Origin of the sequence: Rhizobium sp. PRIMUS64, from assembly GCF_023006465.1 — a bacterium.
Classification (GTDB): Bacteria; Pseudomonadota; Alphaproteobacteria; order Rhizobiales; family Rhizobiaceae; genus Rhizobium; species Rhizobium leguminosarum.
The window spans coordinates 23613-41644 of record NZ_JALBGX010000032.1; the positions used below are offsets into that span (position 1 = coordinate 23613).

At 55.9% G+C, this 18032-nt stretch carries 17 protein-coding genes and 2 pseudogenes; 8 read left to right on the plus strand and 11 right to left on the minus strand.

Annotated elements, in window-relative coordinates; all coding sequences use genetic code 11:
• Window positions 1-319: 319 nt before the first annotated feature.
• Window positions 320-637 (minus strand): succinoglycan biosynthesis protein exoi, encoded by a 318-nt coding sequence (locus MOV76_RS15095; protein ID WP_168318771.1) that lies wholly within the window; start codon window positions 635-637, stop codon window positions 320-322.
• A 403-nt stretch (window positions 638-1040) separates the two neighbouring features.
• Here MOV76_RS15095 and MOV76_RS15100 point away from each other — a divergent pair, with 403 nt between their 5' ends.
• Window positions 1041-1475: a hypothetical protein gene (locus tag MOV76_RS15100; RefSeq protein WP_247264790.1), complete on the plus strand. Its 435-nt coding sequence runs from the start codon at window positions 1041-1043 to the stop codon at window positions 1473-1475.
• 411 nt (window positions 1476-1886) lie between these two features.
• On the opposite strand, the gene MOV76_RS15105 is transcribed toward MOV76_RS15100, so the two are convergent.
• The 3 genes and pseudogenes from MOV76_RS15105 to MOV76_RS15115 form a co-directional block, all read right to left on the minus strand.
• Window positions 1887-2429, minus strand: a complete 543-nt coding sequence (locus MOV76_RS15105) for a hypothetical protein (protein WP_128410531.1) — start codon at window positions 2427-2429, stop codon at window positions 1887-1889.
• Between the two features lie 118 nt (window positions 2430-2547).
• A complete protein-coding gene (locus MOV76_RS15110; RefSeq protein ID WP_205939073.1) occupies window positions 2548-3162 on the minus strand; it encodes a hypothetical protein in 615 nt (204 codons plus the stop codon).
• Between the two features lie 108 nt (window positions 3163-3270).
• Window positions 3271-3562, minus strand: a pseudogene (locus MOV76_RS15115) (CopG family transcriptional regulator).
• Between the two features lie 197 nt (window positions 3563-3759).
• Here MOV76_RS15115 and MOV76_RS15120 point away from each other — a divergent pair.
• Window positions 3760-4260: a hypothetical protein gene (locus MOV76_RS15120; protein WP_247264791.1), complete on the plus strand. Its 501-nt coding sequence runs from the start codon at window positions 3760-3762 to the stop codon at window positions 4258-4260.
• A 48-nt stretch (window positions 4261-4308) separates the two neighbouring features.
• On the opposite strand, the pseudogene MOV76_RS15125 reads toward MOV76_RS15120, so the two are convergent.
• A pseudogene (locus tag MOV76_RS15125) lies at window positions 4309-4407 on the minus strand (CopG family transcriptional regulator); the annotation flags it as partial.
• 369 nt (window positions 4408-4776) lie between these two features.
• On the opposite strand from MOV76_RS15125, the gene MOV76_RS15130 reads away from it, so the two are divergent.
• On the plus strand, window positions 4777-5520 hold the full coding sequence (locus MOV76_RS15130; RefSeq protein ID WP_168318756.1) for a hypothetical protein: 744 nt from the start codon (window positions 4777-4779) through the stop codon (window positions 5518-5520).
• Between the two features lie 234 nt (window positions 5521-5754).
• On the opposite strand, the gene MOV76_RS15135 is transcribed toward MOV76_RS15130, so the two are convergent.
• Window positions 5755-6039 (minus strand): DUF4236 domain-containing protein, encoded by a 285-nt coding sequence (locus MOV76_RS15135; RefSeq protein WP_247264792.1) that lies wholly within the window; start codon window positions 6037-6039, stop codon window positions 5755-5757.
• Window positions 6040-6106: 67 nt separating this feature from the next.
• Between MOV76_RS15135 and MOV76_RS15140 the strand changes: the two genes are divergently transcribed.
• Window positions 6107-6586: a hypothetical protein gene (locus MOV76_RS15140; protein ID WP_247264793.1), complete on the plus strand. Its 480-nt coding sequence runs from the start codon at window positions 6107-6109 to the stop codon at window positions 6584-6586.
• A 718-nt stretch (window positions 6587-7304) separates the two neighbouring features.
• On the opposite strand, the gene MOV76_RS15145 is transcribed toward MOV76_RS15140, so the two are convergent.
• The 4 genes from MOV76_RS15145 to MOV76_RS15160 all read right to left on the minus strand — a co-directional run bounded on the left by MOV76_RS15145 (window position 7305) and on the right by MOV76_RS15160 (window position 11424).
• The gene (locus MOV76_RS15145) at window positions 7305-7583 is read right to left on the minus strand and encodes an IS3 family transposase (protein ID WP_018244711.1); all 279 of its coding nucleotides are present in this window, start codon (window positions 7581-7583) and stop codon (window positions 7305-7307) included.
• A gap of 7 nt (window positions 7584-7590) precedes the next feature.
• A complete protein-coding gene (locus MOV76_RS15150) occupies window positions 7591-9015 on the minus strand; it encodes an HlyD family type I secretion periplasmic adaptor subunit (protein WP_113543504.1) in 1425 nt (474 codons plus the stop codon).
• A gap of 14 nt (window positions 9016-9029) precedes the next feature.
• Window positions 9030-10745, minus strand: a complete 1716-nt coding sequence (locus MOV76_RS15155) for a type I secretion system permease/ATPase (RefSeq protein ID WP_028731523.1) — start codon at window positions 10743-10745, stop codon at window positions 9030-9032.
• 103 nt (window positions 10746-10848) lie between these two features.
• Window positions 10849-11424 carry a hypothetical protein gene (locus MOV76_RS15160; RefSeq protein ID WP_018244714.1) on the minus strand — a complete coding sequence of 192 codons (576 nt, stop codon included), beginning with the start codon at window positions 11422-11424 and terminating at the stop codon, window positions 10849-10851.
• 604 nt (window positions 11425-12028) lie between these two features.
• On the opposite strand from MOV76_RS15160, the gene MOV76_RS15165 reads away from it, so the two are divergent.
• The 4 genes from MOV76_RS15165 (at window position 12029) to MOV76_RS15180 (ending at window position 16508) form a co-directional block, all read left to right on the plus strand.
• Window positions 12029-13117 (plus strand): hypothetical protein, encoded by a 1089-nt coding sequence (locus MOV76_RS15165; protein WP_247264794.1) that lies wholly within the window; start codon window positions 12029-12031, stop codon window positions 13115-13117.
• Between the two features lie 717 nt (window positions 13118-13834).
• Window positions 13835-14599 carry a response regulator transcription factor gene (locus tag MOV76_RS15170; RefSeq protein ID WP_018244716.1) on the plus strand — a complete coding sequence of 255 codons (765 nt, stop codon included), beginning with the start codon at window positions 13835-13837 and terminating at the stop codon, window positions 14597-14599.
• 427 nt (window positions 14600-15026) lie between these two features.
• Entirely contained in the window at window positions 15027-15800 is a 774-nt protein-coding gene (locus tag MOV76_RS15175) for a fumarylacetoacetate hydrolase family protein (RefSeq protein WP_026230862.1), read from the plus strand.
• 174 nt (window positions 15801-15974) lie between these two features.
• The gene (locus MOV76_RS15180; protein WP_018244718.1) at window positions 15975-16508 is read left to right on the plus strand and encodes a carboxymuconolactone decarboxylase family protein; all 534 of its coding nucleotides are present in this window, start codon (window positions 15975-15977) and stop codon (window positions 16506-16508) included.
• A 187-nt stretch (window positions 16509-16695) separates the two neighbouring features.
• Here MOV76_RS15180 and MOV76_RS15185 read toward each other — a convergent pair whose 3' ends face one another.
• Complete coding sequence (locus MOV76_RS15185) at window positions 16696-17697, minus strand: LacI family DNA-binding transcriptional regulator (RefSeq protein ID WP_047617004.1); 1002 nt, start codon at window positions 17695-17697, stop codon at window positions 16696-16698.
• Window positions 17698-18032: the final 335 nt, after the last annotated feature.

An 18032-nucleotide genomic window follows, 5' to 3' on the forward strand; every position in this document is an offset into this window, starting at 1 on the left:
ATTGCATGTTGCATGTGTTGCAATAAATTTCCCTTTGTTTTCAACGATTGTCATACGCTCCCGGCAGCTCCGTGCGACATGCATGCGACATGCGCGTGAATATAAATCGGACCTAAACCCAACCCCGTTAGCTATGCCCCATTTACGGCCTGCGGAGCCCGACAGCGCGGTTCGCGGACATAGCAGGGGGAAAGTAGCGGCGCGAGGAAATGGCGGTGTAGGGCCGCCTCTTTGACGAGGTTCTTATCGATCTCGGCTTCGGCAACGGTGGGCGTGCGCTCGGGGTTTTGAATACCCCGGGCACGGCGTGAAAAAAGCATCACGATTTCGATTTCCGCCAGCCGGCCGCCCAGGCTTCAAATTCCGAGCAGAACCATCTTTCCCCATACTTTGGGCTGATCTTCGTCTCTGCGTAGCGTCGCTGCCCAGGCACGTGGAAGATGCGCTCGCCCGTGTCGATGGAGACATTGCCCTTGATCCTGCACGATTGTCTGGAGCCGCCAGAAGCGCTCCATGAGGCCAGCAAGTCGCTCGCGGTCCAGCCGCCGGCCGCACCAAACGCGAGCGCGCCGATTAGCAAACCCGGCGCCCTGAAGAGCACTGATTTTTTCTGCGGATTGCGATAATTGTGACGCACGCCCCATCTCCGTCATCTCGCGCGGAGATTGTAACCGCGCTGTAGAACGGCGCATATCTATCCAAAAGGCTTATCTGGACCTGTTAGACTGGGCCGGCATAGATCGATCTTTGCGAAGAGCACCGTGAGACGTCAAAGGAAACGACCCGACGGCTCGACGCCATCATTGCGTCATTGGCGAAGAACGACGCATGAGGAGGACGGGTTTGTTTCCACATTTCGGTTGAGTAACGGACGTGTTCAGGCATAGTCAGGGCATGCTTGATCTCTCGTTTCCTTGGCCCATCGGCCCCATTCCCATAGCCATGACTGCCTGGGCGTCTTATGGTATCTACCGTGCAGTTGTAACCCGCGATGGGGTTACGGGGGCGTCACTAGTTTCAATACTGGGGCTGGTGGCATCATGGCAGCACTAACTGCGCAATTCGTGAAGCCCTTTATCAACCAGACTCTTGCCCTGATCACGGCTCAATTTCTCGGAACGGCTGCGTGCTTCCTGCTCGGCAGGCTGTTGTGGTCCATTCAAAAAACGAAACCGGATCTGTCTCTCATGCGTCGTCCCGACGCGAATATGTTTCGCGCCGTGGGCATTTTACTGAGCTTCGTGTTTGTTATTGACGGCCTTTTCTTTTTATTCCCCGACGCCGGAAAGTGTGAACATTTCAGCGGGTACACGGCTGATAAGTGTGCTGGGCGGGAATTCGCTATCGGAATTCATGACCTCCCAATCGCAGTTTATTTTGGAGTTCTCTTGGGCGTTCCGGCACTGGCTGGAGTGAGTCGAGGGATTTGGGTGCTGCTGTTTGCCGGCGAAGCGAAAAACAGTGTTGGCAGTTGAGGCTGGTAGTTTGGCATTAGTAGCAGTAGTTGGACACTATCCGTTGCACCAATCGTTGCGGTGTCGCGGACTCCAGGTCCTGGCGAAGCCTTCCTGCAGCTTCTTCCCAATCTCCTCCCCGTTGGTGCGATAAATGTTGACGAGCGGCGGTGAGTTTGTGTCTTGTCCACCGCGCCGCTGAACATCACCCGCAAGCCCTTCTCAGCCAGTAGCTCACGCAGCCGGCCCTTGGCGATCAGCGCCAGCTTCCGTTCCTTGAGGCTCTTCGCATGGCTCCCTATCTCCGGCGTATCGATGCCGCTGATAAACGGAACAACTTCACCCAGCAGTCGCATATTCTGCCCACCCTCCTTCTCCACAAGGGTGGCCGGGGCCGGCGAGCTGCGGCCAACTTCGCGAAGCGAGGTCCGTTCAGTTCAGGCTCAAGTCATGCGCGTACACCCCGAGACGCGTTCCCCAGCCGCGTACGAAGACGCCGATGCCTGGTGACAGGCGTGATCTGATGTCATCAGGGACGTTGCACACTTGGCCGACAAGAAAAGGCGTGTCCTCCAACTTCACTGCGGAGTAGCAGTTCTTTCCCAAGCGATCGGCAAGTCCATGTACCGTGAAGGGAAGCGCAACTTCATCGCCTGCGATCAGTGGGAGCAGCAACGGCCAGATGAACAGGATATTGCTTCCCATAAAGTATCCCACAAACGGGCCGATTATGGCACCGAGGACGCGCTTCAGTTTGCTCATTCCAGCGCCTTTCCAAATAATCCAGACAGAAAGCGCGGCGGATAGGGAGCCTACAATGACACGCATAGGCTTTGTCCATGCCAACCACTCGGCAGACGGAATGAAATTGGAACCGATCACCACAGCCGACGAAACGTAGCTAAGCAACAACCAGGAGCAAACAAAAACCGCGAAGAACACCCGCAATTTTTTCGGCTTAGTCGAACCTTTCATGAATGCCTCGTGAAATAATCTTCTTTTTTTGGGGTCGCAGAGCTAGATACCGCGAATTCGCCTGAAAGAGGCGCCTGCGAAATACTCCTAAGGTCCAACAGCGGCCAGCCACTACCCCTCAATCGTTGCTAGTAACTTCCACTGGATCCCTTCTATTCGGTCTTTTGATTCTCTTGGCCAGCAAAACGGTTGCCGCGATTCCACCGCTCAGCATCTTTAGAAAGAGTATATTGAAAATCGTGAGGGAATACGCATTTCCGAGAAGTGTTGTCGAAGCACCTGCACCGTAGATCGGAAGAGGAATGAGAAAAGCAAGAGAAAGGAATGTGAGCAAATATGCCGCGGCGGGTTTCACAAAGCTCTTTAAATCCGTAACTATAATTTCTCGGCCCAATGGGGAAGAAACAATATAAAGCGAAAACAATAGGGTCTTCACGACCGTGAATGTGATCAGAGAAAACGAAAGACATGTGTAAAGGGCGATCTGTTCGGAATGATTCTCCGCGAGCCATGGCAGTTCATAGTGATATTTCGGTAGAACAACCAAAAAGTATCTTAAGTGCGGGGCGATGTAATCCAGTACTCCTCCTCTGGTCAGCCAAAGAAACAAGATCGATATAGACAAAATAGCCAGATCGAGCGGTGGGCCGCTAATATGGCTCTCGTATCTCTTGATAAAAGACTGATTGTGAAGGCGGACGAAAAGGTCAACCCAGGCGAAAGTTTTAAACATATTTACTTCTCAGCCTTTGTTTCCAGATTATGTCTGAAAAACTCAATCGGCAAAAGGGAGACCACTTCGGAGTGAAAGTGGCGGAGTTTCAGTCAAGCATAATAACCGTCAACCATTCCCATCAACATCGCCGTCTTCGTCGAGGTCGTGGACCGGCAGATAGGTGTTCTTCTCCAACCACTCCCGCACGATATACCTGATGGCGTCCTCTCGCGTCAGCACCAATTCGCTTGAGATGTTCCGCAGAGCTTCTTCAGTATCGTCATCGAGAGCGATCGAGCCGGAGTTGCGCACGAGCAGGGCGGCGCGGCGCTGCATGATCTGAAGATCTGCGCGCGAGATATCCGCGATTCGATCGGGCGGCGTCTTCGCGGAGAGTTGGCATATCGGGCATAGTGATGGTATCTCGGCCGCCTGTGGTCCTTCTGAGCCGATTAGCATATCAGAGTGGCGAAGGCACCTACAGAAGATGCCAACCTACTCCCCGGTCGTCAAAAGCGTACACGTCACTAATCCGAGGAAGAGGTGGGAGCCGAACCGTTGTCATATGCACCTTCGCGTGCAATTCTGTCGCTAGGCTGTTTAGGCAAGGCGCACATGGCGGTAACAACATTCGCATCTCCACCATGGTGGAGAATTGCCGTTGCGCTTATTGTAGTGCCTTTCGTGGCATCCTTCGCATTTGCGGTTTACAGCCCAGCCTATCAGGGCCTGCCGGACATGATGGAGCGCGTTGTCCAAACAACTGCAGTCGTCGCGTTCTTCGGGGCGTATCCGCCAACTGTTGTATTGGGAATACCATTGATAGTCTATTTCAGGGGACGAGCTCGGGCGTCCCTTGCAAATTGTGCGATGGCCGGGGCCTCCGTTGCTACCTTCCCGTGGTTTTGCCTGACTATATTTTTCGGCCCGGATAAGGCCTACACGAACGATCACATCACCTACCAAAACGGGATGATGACGTGGTGGGGATTGCTGGAAGCAGTCGAATTGCTCACAGAAATAGCTGTATTCGGCATTGCCGCCGGTGGACTGTTCTGGCTGATTGCCGCGGCCGGCATCAAAAACCAGCCCCCTTCAAAAAAAGTGTTTGAATAGCAGTTCTCCATATCGCCCAATCGCGATCGATCAGAGTTGCGCTACAGCAGCGGCACGGCGAAGCATGATCTGAAGATCTGCGCGCGAGATATCCGCGATCCGGTCGGCGGCGTCTTCGAGGAGGGTGGTGGTGTCGGGCGAGGTCATGGCGTCTCACCCCGGCGTGGTTCTGTATCGCGGTCGGCGCAGCGGAAATCATGATCTACGACGATCTGCTTTTCAAAAGGACAGCCAGCCCAAGCCCGCGGATATGGAGGGGCGCAGCCGCCGACGAGCGAAGCCAAAAGGGTTATGCAAATGCAGCGGGTTATCATTTCCGCACTACAACGATTGTCGCGATTTTTGTAAAGGCCGGTCGCATCGACGCCGTTTAGGCGTTCGAAACTTAGGTCCAACTTTATACAACCTGGGACGGTAAAAATCACAGTATAATCCTAGGGTAGTCTTAAAGTGATCGATTTGATAGTTTTCGTGTCTGCCTTACCAATCCAACAGCGCGCAACAGTGGAGATCGTTATGACCGATAACTCTAAGACTCCTCCCGCCAACAAGACAATTGAAGACCCGCCGGAATACGGCGCTGCCGCCGGCGAAAGCAATTCCTGGTCTGGTAGGGGAAAGCCTCCCGAGCAGCCTGGCGGCGGGACCGAAGCCGCTCCTTCCGAAGCGGTCCCCTCCGAGGCACCTCATGTTGCCAGCGGCGGGATTGGTGGCGAGCGCGAAGCCACTTATCAACAAAACGGGCAGAGCGCGGTAAATGATCGTGGTCGTGTCCCCGCAGACGACGTAACAGAACAGGTCGGATGGGCACCGGAACCTCACTCTGGTCCTATCGAGTCCGCAGTGCGTGGTGGGGCGTATTGGGCAACCGACCTCGCGAACCGGAACGAGGATCCACCAACGTTTCTACTGAGCGACCATAGCGCTAGCATTTACGCGGAGCCGTTTGTGATCACCACCGGATTGCTCCCGAATAACTGTGTCACTGTCACGAGCCCGCGTTGGAACAAATACGTTAGATGGACCGATGACGGCGAGATCGTTCTCTCAGACATAGACTCCTCAATTGAATGGGATGGTATCTGGCCCGACGATCAGAACTATTTGAGGTTTTCCTATTCGGAACCTGTCTTTGGGTGTTTCAGGCTTCAGATAGCAGATCAACGGACTGTGAAATACATTTACGACCTGGAGCAAAATTTTCTCTTGGCTCTTCCCCAAGTGGACGACTTTAGCCTATTCAAAAAAACGTGGGAGTAGCAGCCGATATTGCTGCGACTTCGCTGTGCCCTACGCGGCGTCGGCGAAATGACACGGACTTCACAAAAGTCTTTACAGGTTAGTCCGATATCGAGATTGGCGGGCGTTCCCTATCGGAACGCCTGCTATCGCCGTCTTTGCCCGGCGACTTCGCCCCGCTTTTGGGCCGCGTCAAACTCATCGGCAAGCCGCCGCTTGGCGATGGGAATCAAACCGGCCGGCTGCGTCAGTTGGTTAGAACAACCACCCTAGAAACATCACAATCAGAAAGAGCCCCACTAATCCAGTAGCCCATGAACTCATGGTCGGGCTGGTGTTCTGGTTGTCTGATTTTCGTTTGCCGATCTTTGAGGAAGCGCTAACCCCGGTCCCGGGGATACCAGCGCTGACTCGCTGCCCCGACGTCGCCACTGTGTAACCAGCAACCTTCGGACCAACCCGAACGCTAGCGCCCTTTCTGCTTATGTTGAGCCGGAGCCCCGGCGCGAGTTTAAACGATTTTCTGAACCGCAAAGCCATGCAGGTTCCCCCCCATTAACAACCCCTGAATAGTCGCTGCTCTGGGAGCCTGCCGCAAGTTAGCAAATTGACGGATCGCTGGGTGAATGCCGGGATGATATTAGCTGCCTTTACCCGATATTCCGTTATTCTTGTGGCGAACGCTCGTAAGGCATCGAGAACTCTGCGGGGTCGCCCTATCTCGCTGCTTTTAGATATAGGTATAGATCAAATGCGAAGCGCTCTCTTCAAATTTGTTATTCTAGCGATGATTGTGGTTCTTTCGCCGACGGCCATTGGCTTTTTTCATAGTTTCGGCTGCATTGACCGAATTACTGACGAAAATGTTTTGCAGGCGGCGAAGAGCGCTTATCTCGAGCGGCTAATCCAAACTAAGAAGGCCGACATAGGCGACAAGCACACCTCGGCATCGAGATCGCTGACCGTCTCGCCATCTTCTTGGATGTGTCAGCCAGACGCGAATAGTGCTTTTCTGCCCGAGCATCTCAGCGATCGTTGCGTAGTCCTTGCCCATCTCGCGCAGAATGGTTGCGACGGGTGTGTCTGAGGCCTCAGCCAGAACCAGGTTGACGGTGCGCCCTCGTCATCGCCAAGCCGTGGCCGGATGCCACGAAGCGATAGATAGCCGTTGATACCACGCGCTGCCGGGTTTCACCCCTCGCAGCTTTCCGTCCTTGCTGCGGCCGGTACGCTGGCGGAGGGGCTGTGGAGATTGAGTGTGCCCTCCCGGCCCAATGTTGCATCCTTCTTTTAAACTCCGCCCAGGTCGTCGCCGGCCGGGTAGGGTCATCGAATGGAACCAATCCCGGTCATTGCCGTTGTAAGCAAGGGAGTCCCACCATGAGCAACGCCCGTCAGGCGCGAACGAGATGGTGGTGGTCCCCGAGGAGAACGCACATGGATCTCACAACCCTTCTCATAATCGTTGTGATACTTCTTTTGCTAGGCGGCGGCGGCTGGTACGGCCGAGGACGCTGGTATTAAACGACGGCCTACGTGGCACGCATCACTGGGTTGACGAGCGCTCCGGCTAACTGAGCGCGGCGGGATGGCGATGTCGTTCCAGTCAGTTTTTGCGTTCCATCGATTCCATTATCGATCCGCTATGCGCAGTCCAAGGCGGTAGGTTTGCTTCGGTGCGCCGACGATTTATGCTGTCGAAGCAAAATGTTAGCATCACCTGACCGTAGACGACGGCAACAGATAGACCCCAGTCGCGTTGGTACAGGGCCTGAAGGCGGCCAACAAACCCCTCTGTTTAGAGGTTAGTGTCGCCCTTTCGATGTCTTCGCCAGCATCTCGCTCAGTGTTGCCGCCGAGAGCATGGATTCGGCCAAAAGCTTCTTGAGCTTCTGGTTCTCTTCCTCCAGTGCTCTCAATCTTTTGGCATGGAGACCGACATTTCCGGACTGCAAGGATTGCCACCGATAAAAGGTCGGCTCGCTGATGCCGTACCTGTGGCAAACATCTGCCACCGTCACCCCGGCTTGGTGCTCCTTCAGAATACCGGTAATCTGGTTGTCGTCGAATTTTCTCTTGCCCATCACCGCCTCAGTCCTCGCGAAATGCTCTGTTGAAACTGTCGAGGAGTGGTCTGATGGCATAGAGCGCCACGCTGCTTTCGCCCGTTTCGATTAGTGTCTGTGCGGGCATGCCCGCGACCAGTTCGACATCTCTCATTTTCGCCAGCCGCTCGTCCGTTACACGGATCGTCGCGGCAAAGTAGGGCTGGCCGTTCTGCGTATCGATGAGCCGGTCCGCTGAAACATACTCGACCCGGCCTTTCAGGAGTGGAACGCGCCGCTGATTGTATGGAAGGAGATGAACCTGTGCCTCGAGCCCCGCATGGACGAGATTGATGTCTTCCGGCCTGACATGGGCAGACACGACAAGGCGATCGGCGCCTGGCAGAAGATCGACCAGCGGTTCACCCGCGCCGATCACCCCACCAGCGGTGTGGACGCGCAGGTTCATGATCGTTCCATCTTCGGGAGCGCGGATATAGGTCCTTGAAAGCTGGTCGTCGATCGCCCGCAAGCGCTCGCGCAGTTGCATGATCCGGCTTTCCGTCTCGCGCATGCCTTGTGCGACTTCGCTCAACCGGTCGCTCTCAAGCTTTGCGAGATCGGCCTGTGACCCGCTGATCACCTGGTAAGCGCGGGAGATCTGCGCCTCCACTTCACCCTGCTGGCCATCAAGGTCTGCCCTTTCCCGCTGGAGGTTGAGAAGCCTGCTTTTTGTTTCCAGTCCTTTGGCGTTAAGGGTCGTAACCTGATCCAGTTCCTGCCGAGAGATCGCGGCTCTGTCGGCCAGCGCCGCCTTCTGCGCGCCAAGTCCGACAATTTCCTGCCGCACCTGCGCGATTTTTTCATTGGCGATCTGAATTTCCGCCTGCATGACCCGGCGACGGGCTTCGAAAATTTTCTGTTGCCCAATCAGAATCGCGCCGACCAAGGGATATTTGGCCATTGCTGCCCTGAGATTCCCAGGATAGGCGACATGGTCGCCGCCCGTCTGCTCCGCAAGCAGGCGAGCGCGGCTTCCTTCGGCCTCCCAAAGTTGCCCTTGAATGCTGTCGCGCTCCGAGCGAGACTTCGTATCGTCGATCTCGATTACGATTTGCCCGGCCATGACAGCATCGCCGTTTTTGACGAGGATCCGCCGCACGATCCCGCCTTCCAGATGCTGAATGGTCTTGCGGCTGGATTCCGGTTCGATGACGCCCGATGCGACCGCAGCGCTTTTCAGCGGCGCCAGAACCGACCAGATCCCCAATCCGACGATGAAGACCAGGATCAACAGGTTGCCCGTCCAGACAACGCCTCTGAGCCCCGGCATGGGCGAGGAGGGCGCGGGTCCGCGTTGTTTCGCCTCGATCACCGGCAAATAGGCCGTCCGTTGCTTGGCCAACCGCCGACCCGTCCTTGGCGAATTTGAAAATTTCGCCGGCGTTGCGTCCAGTTGAACAAGGGTCATGGCGGCGTTTCTCCCTACGTTCCTGTTCGAGACGGTGGTTGAAGATAAGTTTCATAAATTCGCTCACTGTCGCCGACGGCAGCCACAGTCCCGTTACGCATGATGGCAATCTTGTTGGTGACTGGCAGGATCCCCATCCGGTGAGTTATGATCACGACGGTCATCCCCCTGGATTTCATGCGCTCGATTGCCGCAAACAGCATCCGTTCGCCGTCATAATCCAGGCTCGAATTCGGATCGTCGAGAACGATCAGAGACGGATTTCCATAGGCCGCCCGTGCCAGTCCCAGCTGTTGGCGCTGCGCTCGAAGGAGCAGGTTTCCACCTTCACCGATATCGGTCTCGTAGCCCTGGGGCAGCCGCATGATCGCGTCGTGCAACCCAACCAGCTTCGCGGCATCGATCGCTTTGCCGGGATCTCCTCCGTCCAGCCGGCCGATCACATCCTTGATCGCTCCTCCGAAAAGTTCGATGTCTTGCGGCAGATATCCGACGTGGCGAGTCCCCCCGCAAAGGCGCAGAGCCGAGATATCTACCCCGCCGAGAAGAGCGCATCCGCTCGTTGCTTGCACAACGCCTGCTATGACGCGACCCAGTGTCGATTTCCCTGATCCCGACGGACCGATGAGCGCTATGCAATCGCCGGGCGCGAGGCGCAATGTGATGCCTGTCAATATCGGCCGATCGGCGAATGGCTTGATATAGCTGACGTTATCGAGAACGAGGCCGTTGGGTTCCGGTATCGGCACCATTCGGCCGTCGCGTTCCGATGCAACTGCTATCAGCATTCTGTTCAAGCGACGGAAGGCATTGCGCGCAAACGTAAAGGAGCGCCATGCACCTATTGCCCCCTCGATTGGTGCAAGCCCGCGCCCGAGCAGCAGGCTCGCAACGAAGATGATCCCGGGACTGCCGCTGTTTATGAGCACCAGCCATGTCGCCGATCCCATCATGAGGATCTGTGCGAGCGTGCGGATCGATTTGGAGAAACCAATAATGATCTCCGTGCGATGCATCGCGATGTCCTGCGCCCTTCTGGCCATTTCTGCATCGCGATAGACGATCTGCGCTGCGCCATCCTGCATGCCCATTGCCCTGATGACCTCGATGTTTTTGAGGGCGGTCGCAAATCTGAGATAGCTCATCGAAAGGGCAAGATTGGCGTGGGCAAGCGGCTCTCGCGTCGCCAGTTCCGTCAGGAACGCAAACAGCAGAAGTGCAACTGCGCTCAGAAGACCGATGGTCCCAAGCAGCGGATGAACGAGAAAGAGCAGGAGCAGGAAGACCGGCGCCCAGGGAACGTCAAAGAAAAGCGAGCTGGCCGGTGAATCGAGAAACTGGCGTAATGCGGCCAGGTCCCTGTAGCACTCCGTGGCGGCTCCCGTATCGGCGCGAGTGGCATATTCGAATGATGCGGTGAGCACCAGGGGCCGCAGCCTGTGGTCCAGCCAGCTGCCGATGCGCGAAAGAGCTGCCCTGCGCACGATATCCAGCGTGGACCCGACCAGCACGGCGATGGCGATGATCATCGTCAGCATCAGGAGCGTGTCGGCGCTTCTGCTCGACAGGACCCTGTCATAGATCTGCAGAAGATAGATGGACGGCGCCAGAAGAAAGAGATTGTAGCCGCAGCTATAGAGGAAGACCAACCCGAAGGCTCCGGCACAGGCTCGGAGCGCGACAACGAGCTGTGTCTGCGGGCGCAATGGCTTTATGGAAATCGTTGTCATTATCAGCTCTCGCTGGATTTGATACTGACGAGAAAAGACTGCGTGCTGGTTCAGCAATTCAGGAGGGTCGCCAACCGAAACCGGCGACCCTCAGAGTTTGAGTTCATGAGCCGAGATGGTCGACGTCGATATGGCCGAAGGCGTTTATGAAGTGATCGAGAGAATTGTTCACCGTCGTCGTTTCAGGATCCGAGTGAACCAATGCTGACGAGATGTCGCCGCCGAGAGCGTTGTTCCCATTACCGCCGTTGCCGCCGACGCCGGCGAGGATGGTGGCATGCTGATCGGCCACGAGCTGCGTATATTGTGTCGCGGTCGTAGCCGCATTCACGGAGGCCGTGTCGCCGCCGCTCGAGTTTCCTTGGCTGCCGTTGGAGTGGGAATCTCCCCCCGCGCCGCCGTCGCCGCTGTTCGTGATCTTCGCCAGGAAGCCGTTCTTGGCCTGAGCAAAGCCACCGTCTCCGCCACTGCCGGCGTCCCAATCTGCCTTCTGCCAAACGTGATCGCCATTGTGCAGATGGGTATCTGCCCCGTAGACCGTTTGCACGGGGTCTACATATGCAACCGGGTTGTAGTTGATGTTCCCATCGTTGTGGCCATCACCGCCGTTGCCGGCTTTCGCGTCACCGGCATCCGGGTTGTGGAGTTGAATCGTGTCAGATATCTGTGGAATAGGCATTGATGTCACTCCTTCTACTTCGTTTCGTCAACGTTACTTTTACGGCGTGGGTATCCAGCATGTCACCGCCAGCCAATACAACCGCAATCGAATAATGCCTGCGATTTAATCTGTGAACTATCTAGATATTCGGTGATGTCCATTCGGATATATACTTGCAGGCGACGGAACATTATTTAGGATTAGTACGAAGTGATTTGCGGCCGGATGGCATGGTCATGATCATGTCTGCGACCTCGTCGAAGCGACGCCGTTTTTCGGAGCAACGGCCACCCAAGCGAACCGGCTGCATTCCGGGGTTCTGATCAGGCTGCGCTTGGCGCAGGAGACCCCGCTTGGAGGTGAAACGCTTTCATGACCCGCCGCGAGAACGAGTGTGCAAGATGTAGGGCCTCTAACCCAAACGGGGATTGAGTGCTTGCAAACTCGCGCAACGGGGGCGCCGCGGCCATGACAGCCAAATGGCTACAGTACTAGCCGATGAGATGTAGACGAATTGCAGGCTCTGCTTTTCCGGCGTTCAGATGCACAATGCCTGAACAATTCAGGCTGCATAGCGCCGCACGCTCGGTGGCCGTGCGGTTGACCGCGAATGGAGACGGTAATGGCGGAAACTCGTTCCTCATTGGAAGACTTGCCCAAGGCGGGCACCGATCAACACCTCGCCTCCAACTTGGCCGCGGGGCATCTGGCGCTGATGCCGACCTGGCTTCCATTGGATGTCGCTTCCGGTCCAAGCTATAATTCCGCCGGCAGCGGTGGCGATGGAATAAGCGAAGGCGTGATCAGCAGCAATTCATTGGCCGTCTTCATGCCGTCCAATGCCGCTATTGCAGGACCTCATTCGGGTGCCGACGCTTTCCAAGGCAACGATGCGCTCATCAATCAGCATCCCACCGAAATGGCTGGGATAGGCGGGAATGGTGGAAGCGGCAATGTTGCCATCGGCAGCGGCGATGGCGTCAATCATGCCGGCACCGGCGGCAACGGGCTCTTCTACGGTGGACTGGTCAGCACCGAAGTCGCGCTGTTTGCCCCCGTCAATACCGCCGTGGCTGCAGGCCCTGGCGCGGAGGCTCACGCCGACCAATCGAACAACGCCCTGTTCCTGCAGGGCGCGACCCAGATCGGCGGCATGGGCGGCTCGGGCGGAGACCATAACGTCGCGGGCCATGGCCCGTCGATGAGCCCGGGAACTGCGCTCACATTGACCGGCGACTTTTATGCGGGCCACGGCGGCGATGGATATTTCGTCGGCGCTATGGTCGACGTGAGTATCGCCATCTTCTCACCGATCAACATCGCCGTGGGCGCTGCGGGCGGCTCGGCGGAGGCCCATCAGACGAACAATGTCATTTTCGATCAGGGCGCTGTGCAGATCGCAGGCATCGGCGGCAATGGCGGTGGCTTCAACCTGTCTTCAGACACGATTTTCACCGGCAACCATGCGGGCGGCGGTGGTGGGGACGGATCGTCAACCGGCAGCATGGTCGATGTCAATTTCGGCTATTTCCATCCCATCAACATTGCCGTTCCCGCCGGCGGGACGGCGGACGCCCAGCAGATCGATCATGTTCTCTATGACCAACACGCGCTCCAGTTGGCCGGCATCGCGGGCCACGGCGGAGAGGGCAACCTCACAGACGCCCATTCGGCTCTCGTAAACGACATTCTGGACTTCATGCACAGCTAGCAGATGGACTCCACCTGTAGCGGAGGCTCAACTGCACGAATCCGTTCTTCGTGCGATCTTTCAAGCCATATTGTTTCCGCCGCCCGGCATTCGCCTCCTTGGCCGCCATGGCACTGAACGGCGGGCTCCCTGAGATGCTGAACCTTCCACCATGACCTCATCAGCATTGCCGCCGATTTCGGCCGCCAGGGGCCCTGACCCTGTCCGGCATCTGGCGGTGCCGGCGCAGTGCTGCCTGAGCGAAACAACTGGTATTAACGCGTCATTAGAGCGCCGTTTTACTAATCATAACGGGTAATCAGCGATCTCAGGCTTTTGTTTCTTTTCGCGTTTGTCATTTTGCTGCCGGGTCTGCGACTGTTTTGAATTGAGATATGGAAACAAAGCCCGGCCGATCGGCAGTTCGTTCTATCCAATGACTCTTTCCTAAATGGGTCTGTCGCAGATCGGTTGCATTTACAGTAGCTTTGAAAGCTTTGTTGACCCCCCTTGCCGTACGTGAATTCGGCGAAGGCTGGAAAGTCTGCAGCGACAAGTCGAACCAGCAAGCCTACACGAAAAATCTCTTAAATGTTCTCTGCAAGCCCAGTTATCTATCGATGAAATCTTATAGACTATAAGAATTATCATGAGAGATCAGACTATTGATATCTGAAATACACTCACTTTTTATCATGACATGTAGTGAGAACAGGAATAATATAATCAGCTGTTGCGTTGCAAATACTCTTGGGGAGCACGCAAGTGTCCGACATTGATAGAACTAGGCGCCGTACGGGGCGCAATGCACCAACTGTGATCATCGTTGAGCATTCTACATTGGCGCGCACCACCGTGGTGAAGCTTCTTGAGCGTGAACTCACCGGGTGGAACGTTATAGATCTGATCTCGACCGAGAGTCTCGATCGAGCTCTTGGAGCTGAGGTGCGTTTGATTGTATTAGGTCTGGCCGGCAGAGGTGTTGAGAGCACCAGCCTGCGGGATGATCTCGCGGCGATTGCTGCACGTTTTCCTGAGGCGCCTGTCACGTTGCTCTCAGGTACGGATGACGCCATCATAGCCCGTCAGGCGCTCAAGATGGGCATCCGCGGCCTTTTCTCGACTTCACTTCCCATTGACATTGCCCTTGCCGGTCTTCGCCTCGTTCTGGCAGGAGGAACATTTTTCCCGCAGCTATTGGGAGCTGGTACAAACGACTCGAGCGAGCATAGTCCGGCCCGAAATGATGCCGAAAAGAGCTTGGATGATAGGACGCAGTACTTGGCGTTTGCTGATTTCACTCCCCGGGAAGCGGATGTCCTCGCAGAGTTGCAATGCGGCTGTTCAAATAAGGTAATTGCAGGAAAACTCAATTTATCGGGGCATACGGTGAAGATGCATTTGCAACACATTATGCGCAAGTTGCAGGCGCAGAACCGCACTGAAGTGGTTGCCCGCTTGATTCAAAGAGCCGCCGGTGGGCCCGACGTCTCGCCGAGTTAGGCAGTGTCCAATTGCTGATTGCCATGTTGGCGTTCTGAGCAACGATCTTCGGCAGGGGCTGCATCAAAGCCTGTCAGCGGATATCCCATAATCTCGCATCAGGGTTTGTCGCCCGCCCTATAGAACCTCAACGAGCCGCATTTCTTGACCCCACACGGTCCATCGTCGGTTGCCAGTTATCAAACCGGTACCGCGTCCGTCTCGGTCGCCCACCGCTGCAGAGAGGACGGGGAGACGCAGAGCAGGCGTATGCCCATTTGCGGTGGAAGATCGATACCAGGAGCGGGCGGCCCCATTCTCGAGGTCGGCGATCGCGGGCGCAGCTGCCCGAACCGCCTTGTTACGGAAGACCTGGCTGAAGACGGAAGGCAAGTATGTTGACGAAATCCCCGTGCTTGCGCTAACGTTAGCAAAAATGGAGGTCCCAATGAAGATTGTACGCTACCAGTCAGCCGATGGAATTCACTACGGGGTCGAAAGCGAGGGCGGGATCGAGCGGATTATTGGCGATCCCTTCCAGGCAATCGAGCGAACCGGGCAGATGGATTATCTTTACGACGTCCGCCTACTATGCCCGGTAGAGCGGCCTCGCATATTTGGGGTCGCGTACAATTACCGGCAGCACACCGACGAGTCCGGAAAGGAGCAGCCGACGCTCCCGGTGCTGTTCATGAAGCCAAGCACGGCAGCCAGCGGCAACGGAGATGCCATTGAATATCCAAGTGATGGCGAAATCGTCCACTACGAGGCGGAACTGGTCGCCATCATAGGCAAAGGCGGACGCCACATTCGCAAGGAACATGCCTTGCAGCACGTCCTCGGCTACACATGTGGCAATGATATCAGTGACCGCATTATACAGCGGCAGGAAAGCAAGTTCGGTTGCCTGCTGGCGGGTAAGGGCTATGATACTTTTGCGCCGATGGGTCCGGCTATTACAACAGATCTCGATCCGACGAACCTTGACGTCATCCTTCGTCAGAACGGCACCGTCAAACAGGCGGGGAATACGCGAGACCTCGTCTACTCAGTTGCTGACATCGTTGCTTACTTGAGTCGCTTCATGACGCTGCTGGCCGGCGATGTGATCATGACCGGTACGCCTGCAGGTGTCGGTCCGATCGTTCCCGGCGACGATCTTGAGGTGGAAATCCCCGGTATCGGTGTTTTGAAGAATCCCGTGGTTCCTGCGCCGCATTAAGTAGTCACGAGCGGCGATTCTTCCCAAAAAACTTTGCATTTACACGGCGAAAATTTGGGTTGACCTTAAGTTTTCAAGTGTTATTAATGCTAACGTTAGCATTTGTCCAAGGGCCGGTTTTGACCATAGGCCTTCGGGCAGGAAGATTTGCGAAGACAAGCTGAGGGCGGAGAAATGGCACGAGTAAAATATATCCCGAATACCGAACTGGCCGAGACGCAACCCACGCTCAATGAGCGCCTGCTGAAGGAGAGGAAGGTTCCGACCGGAAACATTTTCCTTGCGCTCGCCAATGCTCCCGCGATCCTCGACGACTTCTTGACCTACGCAAACGCGGTCCGGGCTGCTGACCTCAGCCCGAAGCTGCGTGAGATGGCGATCCTTACGGTCGGATACTGCACAAATTCCGAGTACGAGGTGAAGCATCACCATTCTCATGGCCTCAAGGCAGGCCTGACGGAAGAGCAGTTTCAAGCAATTCCGGACTTCGAGACCTCGAGCCTTTTTAACGAGCAGGAAAAGGCTGTGATGGCCTTTGCCAAGGACTCCACGCTGCACGTCGATGTTTCCGATGAAGTGTGGAACGGGATTGCAAAGTTCCTGTCGGAGAAGCAGCTTGTCGAACTCGCAATCAACGTCGCCTGGTACAATTCCGGTGTTCGTCTCATGGGCGCGTTGAAAATCGACCTTGAGGAAGGGTACCGGTGAGCAAGCGGGCGGCGTGGAAGCGGCGTCCGCCTCGGCTTGCCGCATAGTTTTGGCGGCGTCTCATCAAGATCATTCCAGAGCTTTCAGCGTCCGGCCTTGGGATATGAGATGAATCGCAGCCAATCAAAGAGAGGTGCACGTCGCCGGACGGGCGCCTCTCTCTGATTTGGCGGCTTGCTGCGGCAGATCACGGAGCGCTCGTGCTGCCGCGAATGACCAGCTGGGGCGGAGAGATGAAGCTGTAGGGCTTGCTTAGGTCGCCCTTGTTCTGAAGATGATGCAGGAACCAAAGCCCACAAGCCGTTGCCAACTCCGAAACAGGCAACTGGACTGTCGTAAGTCCCGGCCCCCACCACCGATACCCAAGTTCATCGCCAAACCCGATGACGGAAATGTCGCGGGGAACGCGCAAAGCCTGGTCCTGTATTTCATCAATGACTCCGGAAGTGTTTTGTACCGCACCGATCACAAGCGCCGTCGGTCGATCCTTTAAGGAAAGAAGGCGACGCACGGCCTCCCGTCCGAATTCGGGTGACGAAGGCGCGCCCAGTTCCTCATGAACGGTGATCGTGTGGCCGGAGCTCTTCACCGCATCCCGGAAACCCTGCACGCGGGCTGCGCCAGTGGGAAGCTCTTCCGTGCCGCCGATATAAGCGATCCGCTTGTGACCTTCATTGATGATATGTTCAGTGCTTTCGTAAAGCGCCCGTCTGTCATCAATCCCAAACCATTGTTCGCCGAGCAGAGGTGCCTTTCGCAGTAGTTGGATGTGAGGCGTCATCTTCAGGATTCGCGCAGAATCGGGATGAGGTTTTGCGCTCGGGACCAGAATGATCCCGGCGACGTTGACGCTTGTGAGTTCCTTGATGTGGCGAAGCTCGTGCATTCTGTCGTCATCGGTTTCACACAAGGTCAGCTGGTAATTCGCTGAAAGAAGGCACCGCGAGAGAGCATGGGCAATAGTTGAATAAAAGCTGTTCCGGATATCTGGGACGATCAGCCCAACGAGATTGCTCTGAACCCCACGCATCATGCGTGCGGAACGATTGGCAACGTACCCCGCTTGAGTTGCCGCTTCGTTCACCTTTCGCTTCATCTCGACGCTGATGCGTCGATCGTCGGCAAGAGCGCGACCTACGGTTGAAGGTGAAACTTGCAGTGTGGCGGCGATATCTTTAATTGTTACCATTGTGCTTGGCTCGAATGATCACTTTCGCCAACGATAGCATTGACGCCCCGGTTGTCAAACTCCGAAATCGCAAACGATTATGCCAAATCGACGTGCTCGAATTTTCGCCCCTGATGCATCGGTGCGATGATCAAGATGCGTTTATAAATTTCTATATTTTCAAACTGTTGATCTAAAATTTTAGATATTTTACCTGGTGTCCCCGGCGCTCGCAGAAGGACCCGCCAACGAATTAACCTGCGGAATGCTGTTGACACGGAGGCTTCGTTGTGGGACGAATATTTGTGCTAACGTTAGCGCAAATGGGAGGAGGCATAACGTATGGATGGTCTGGT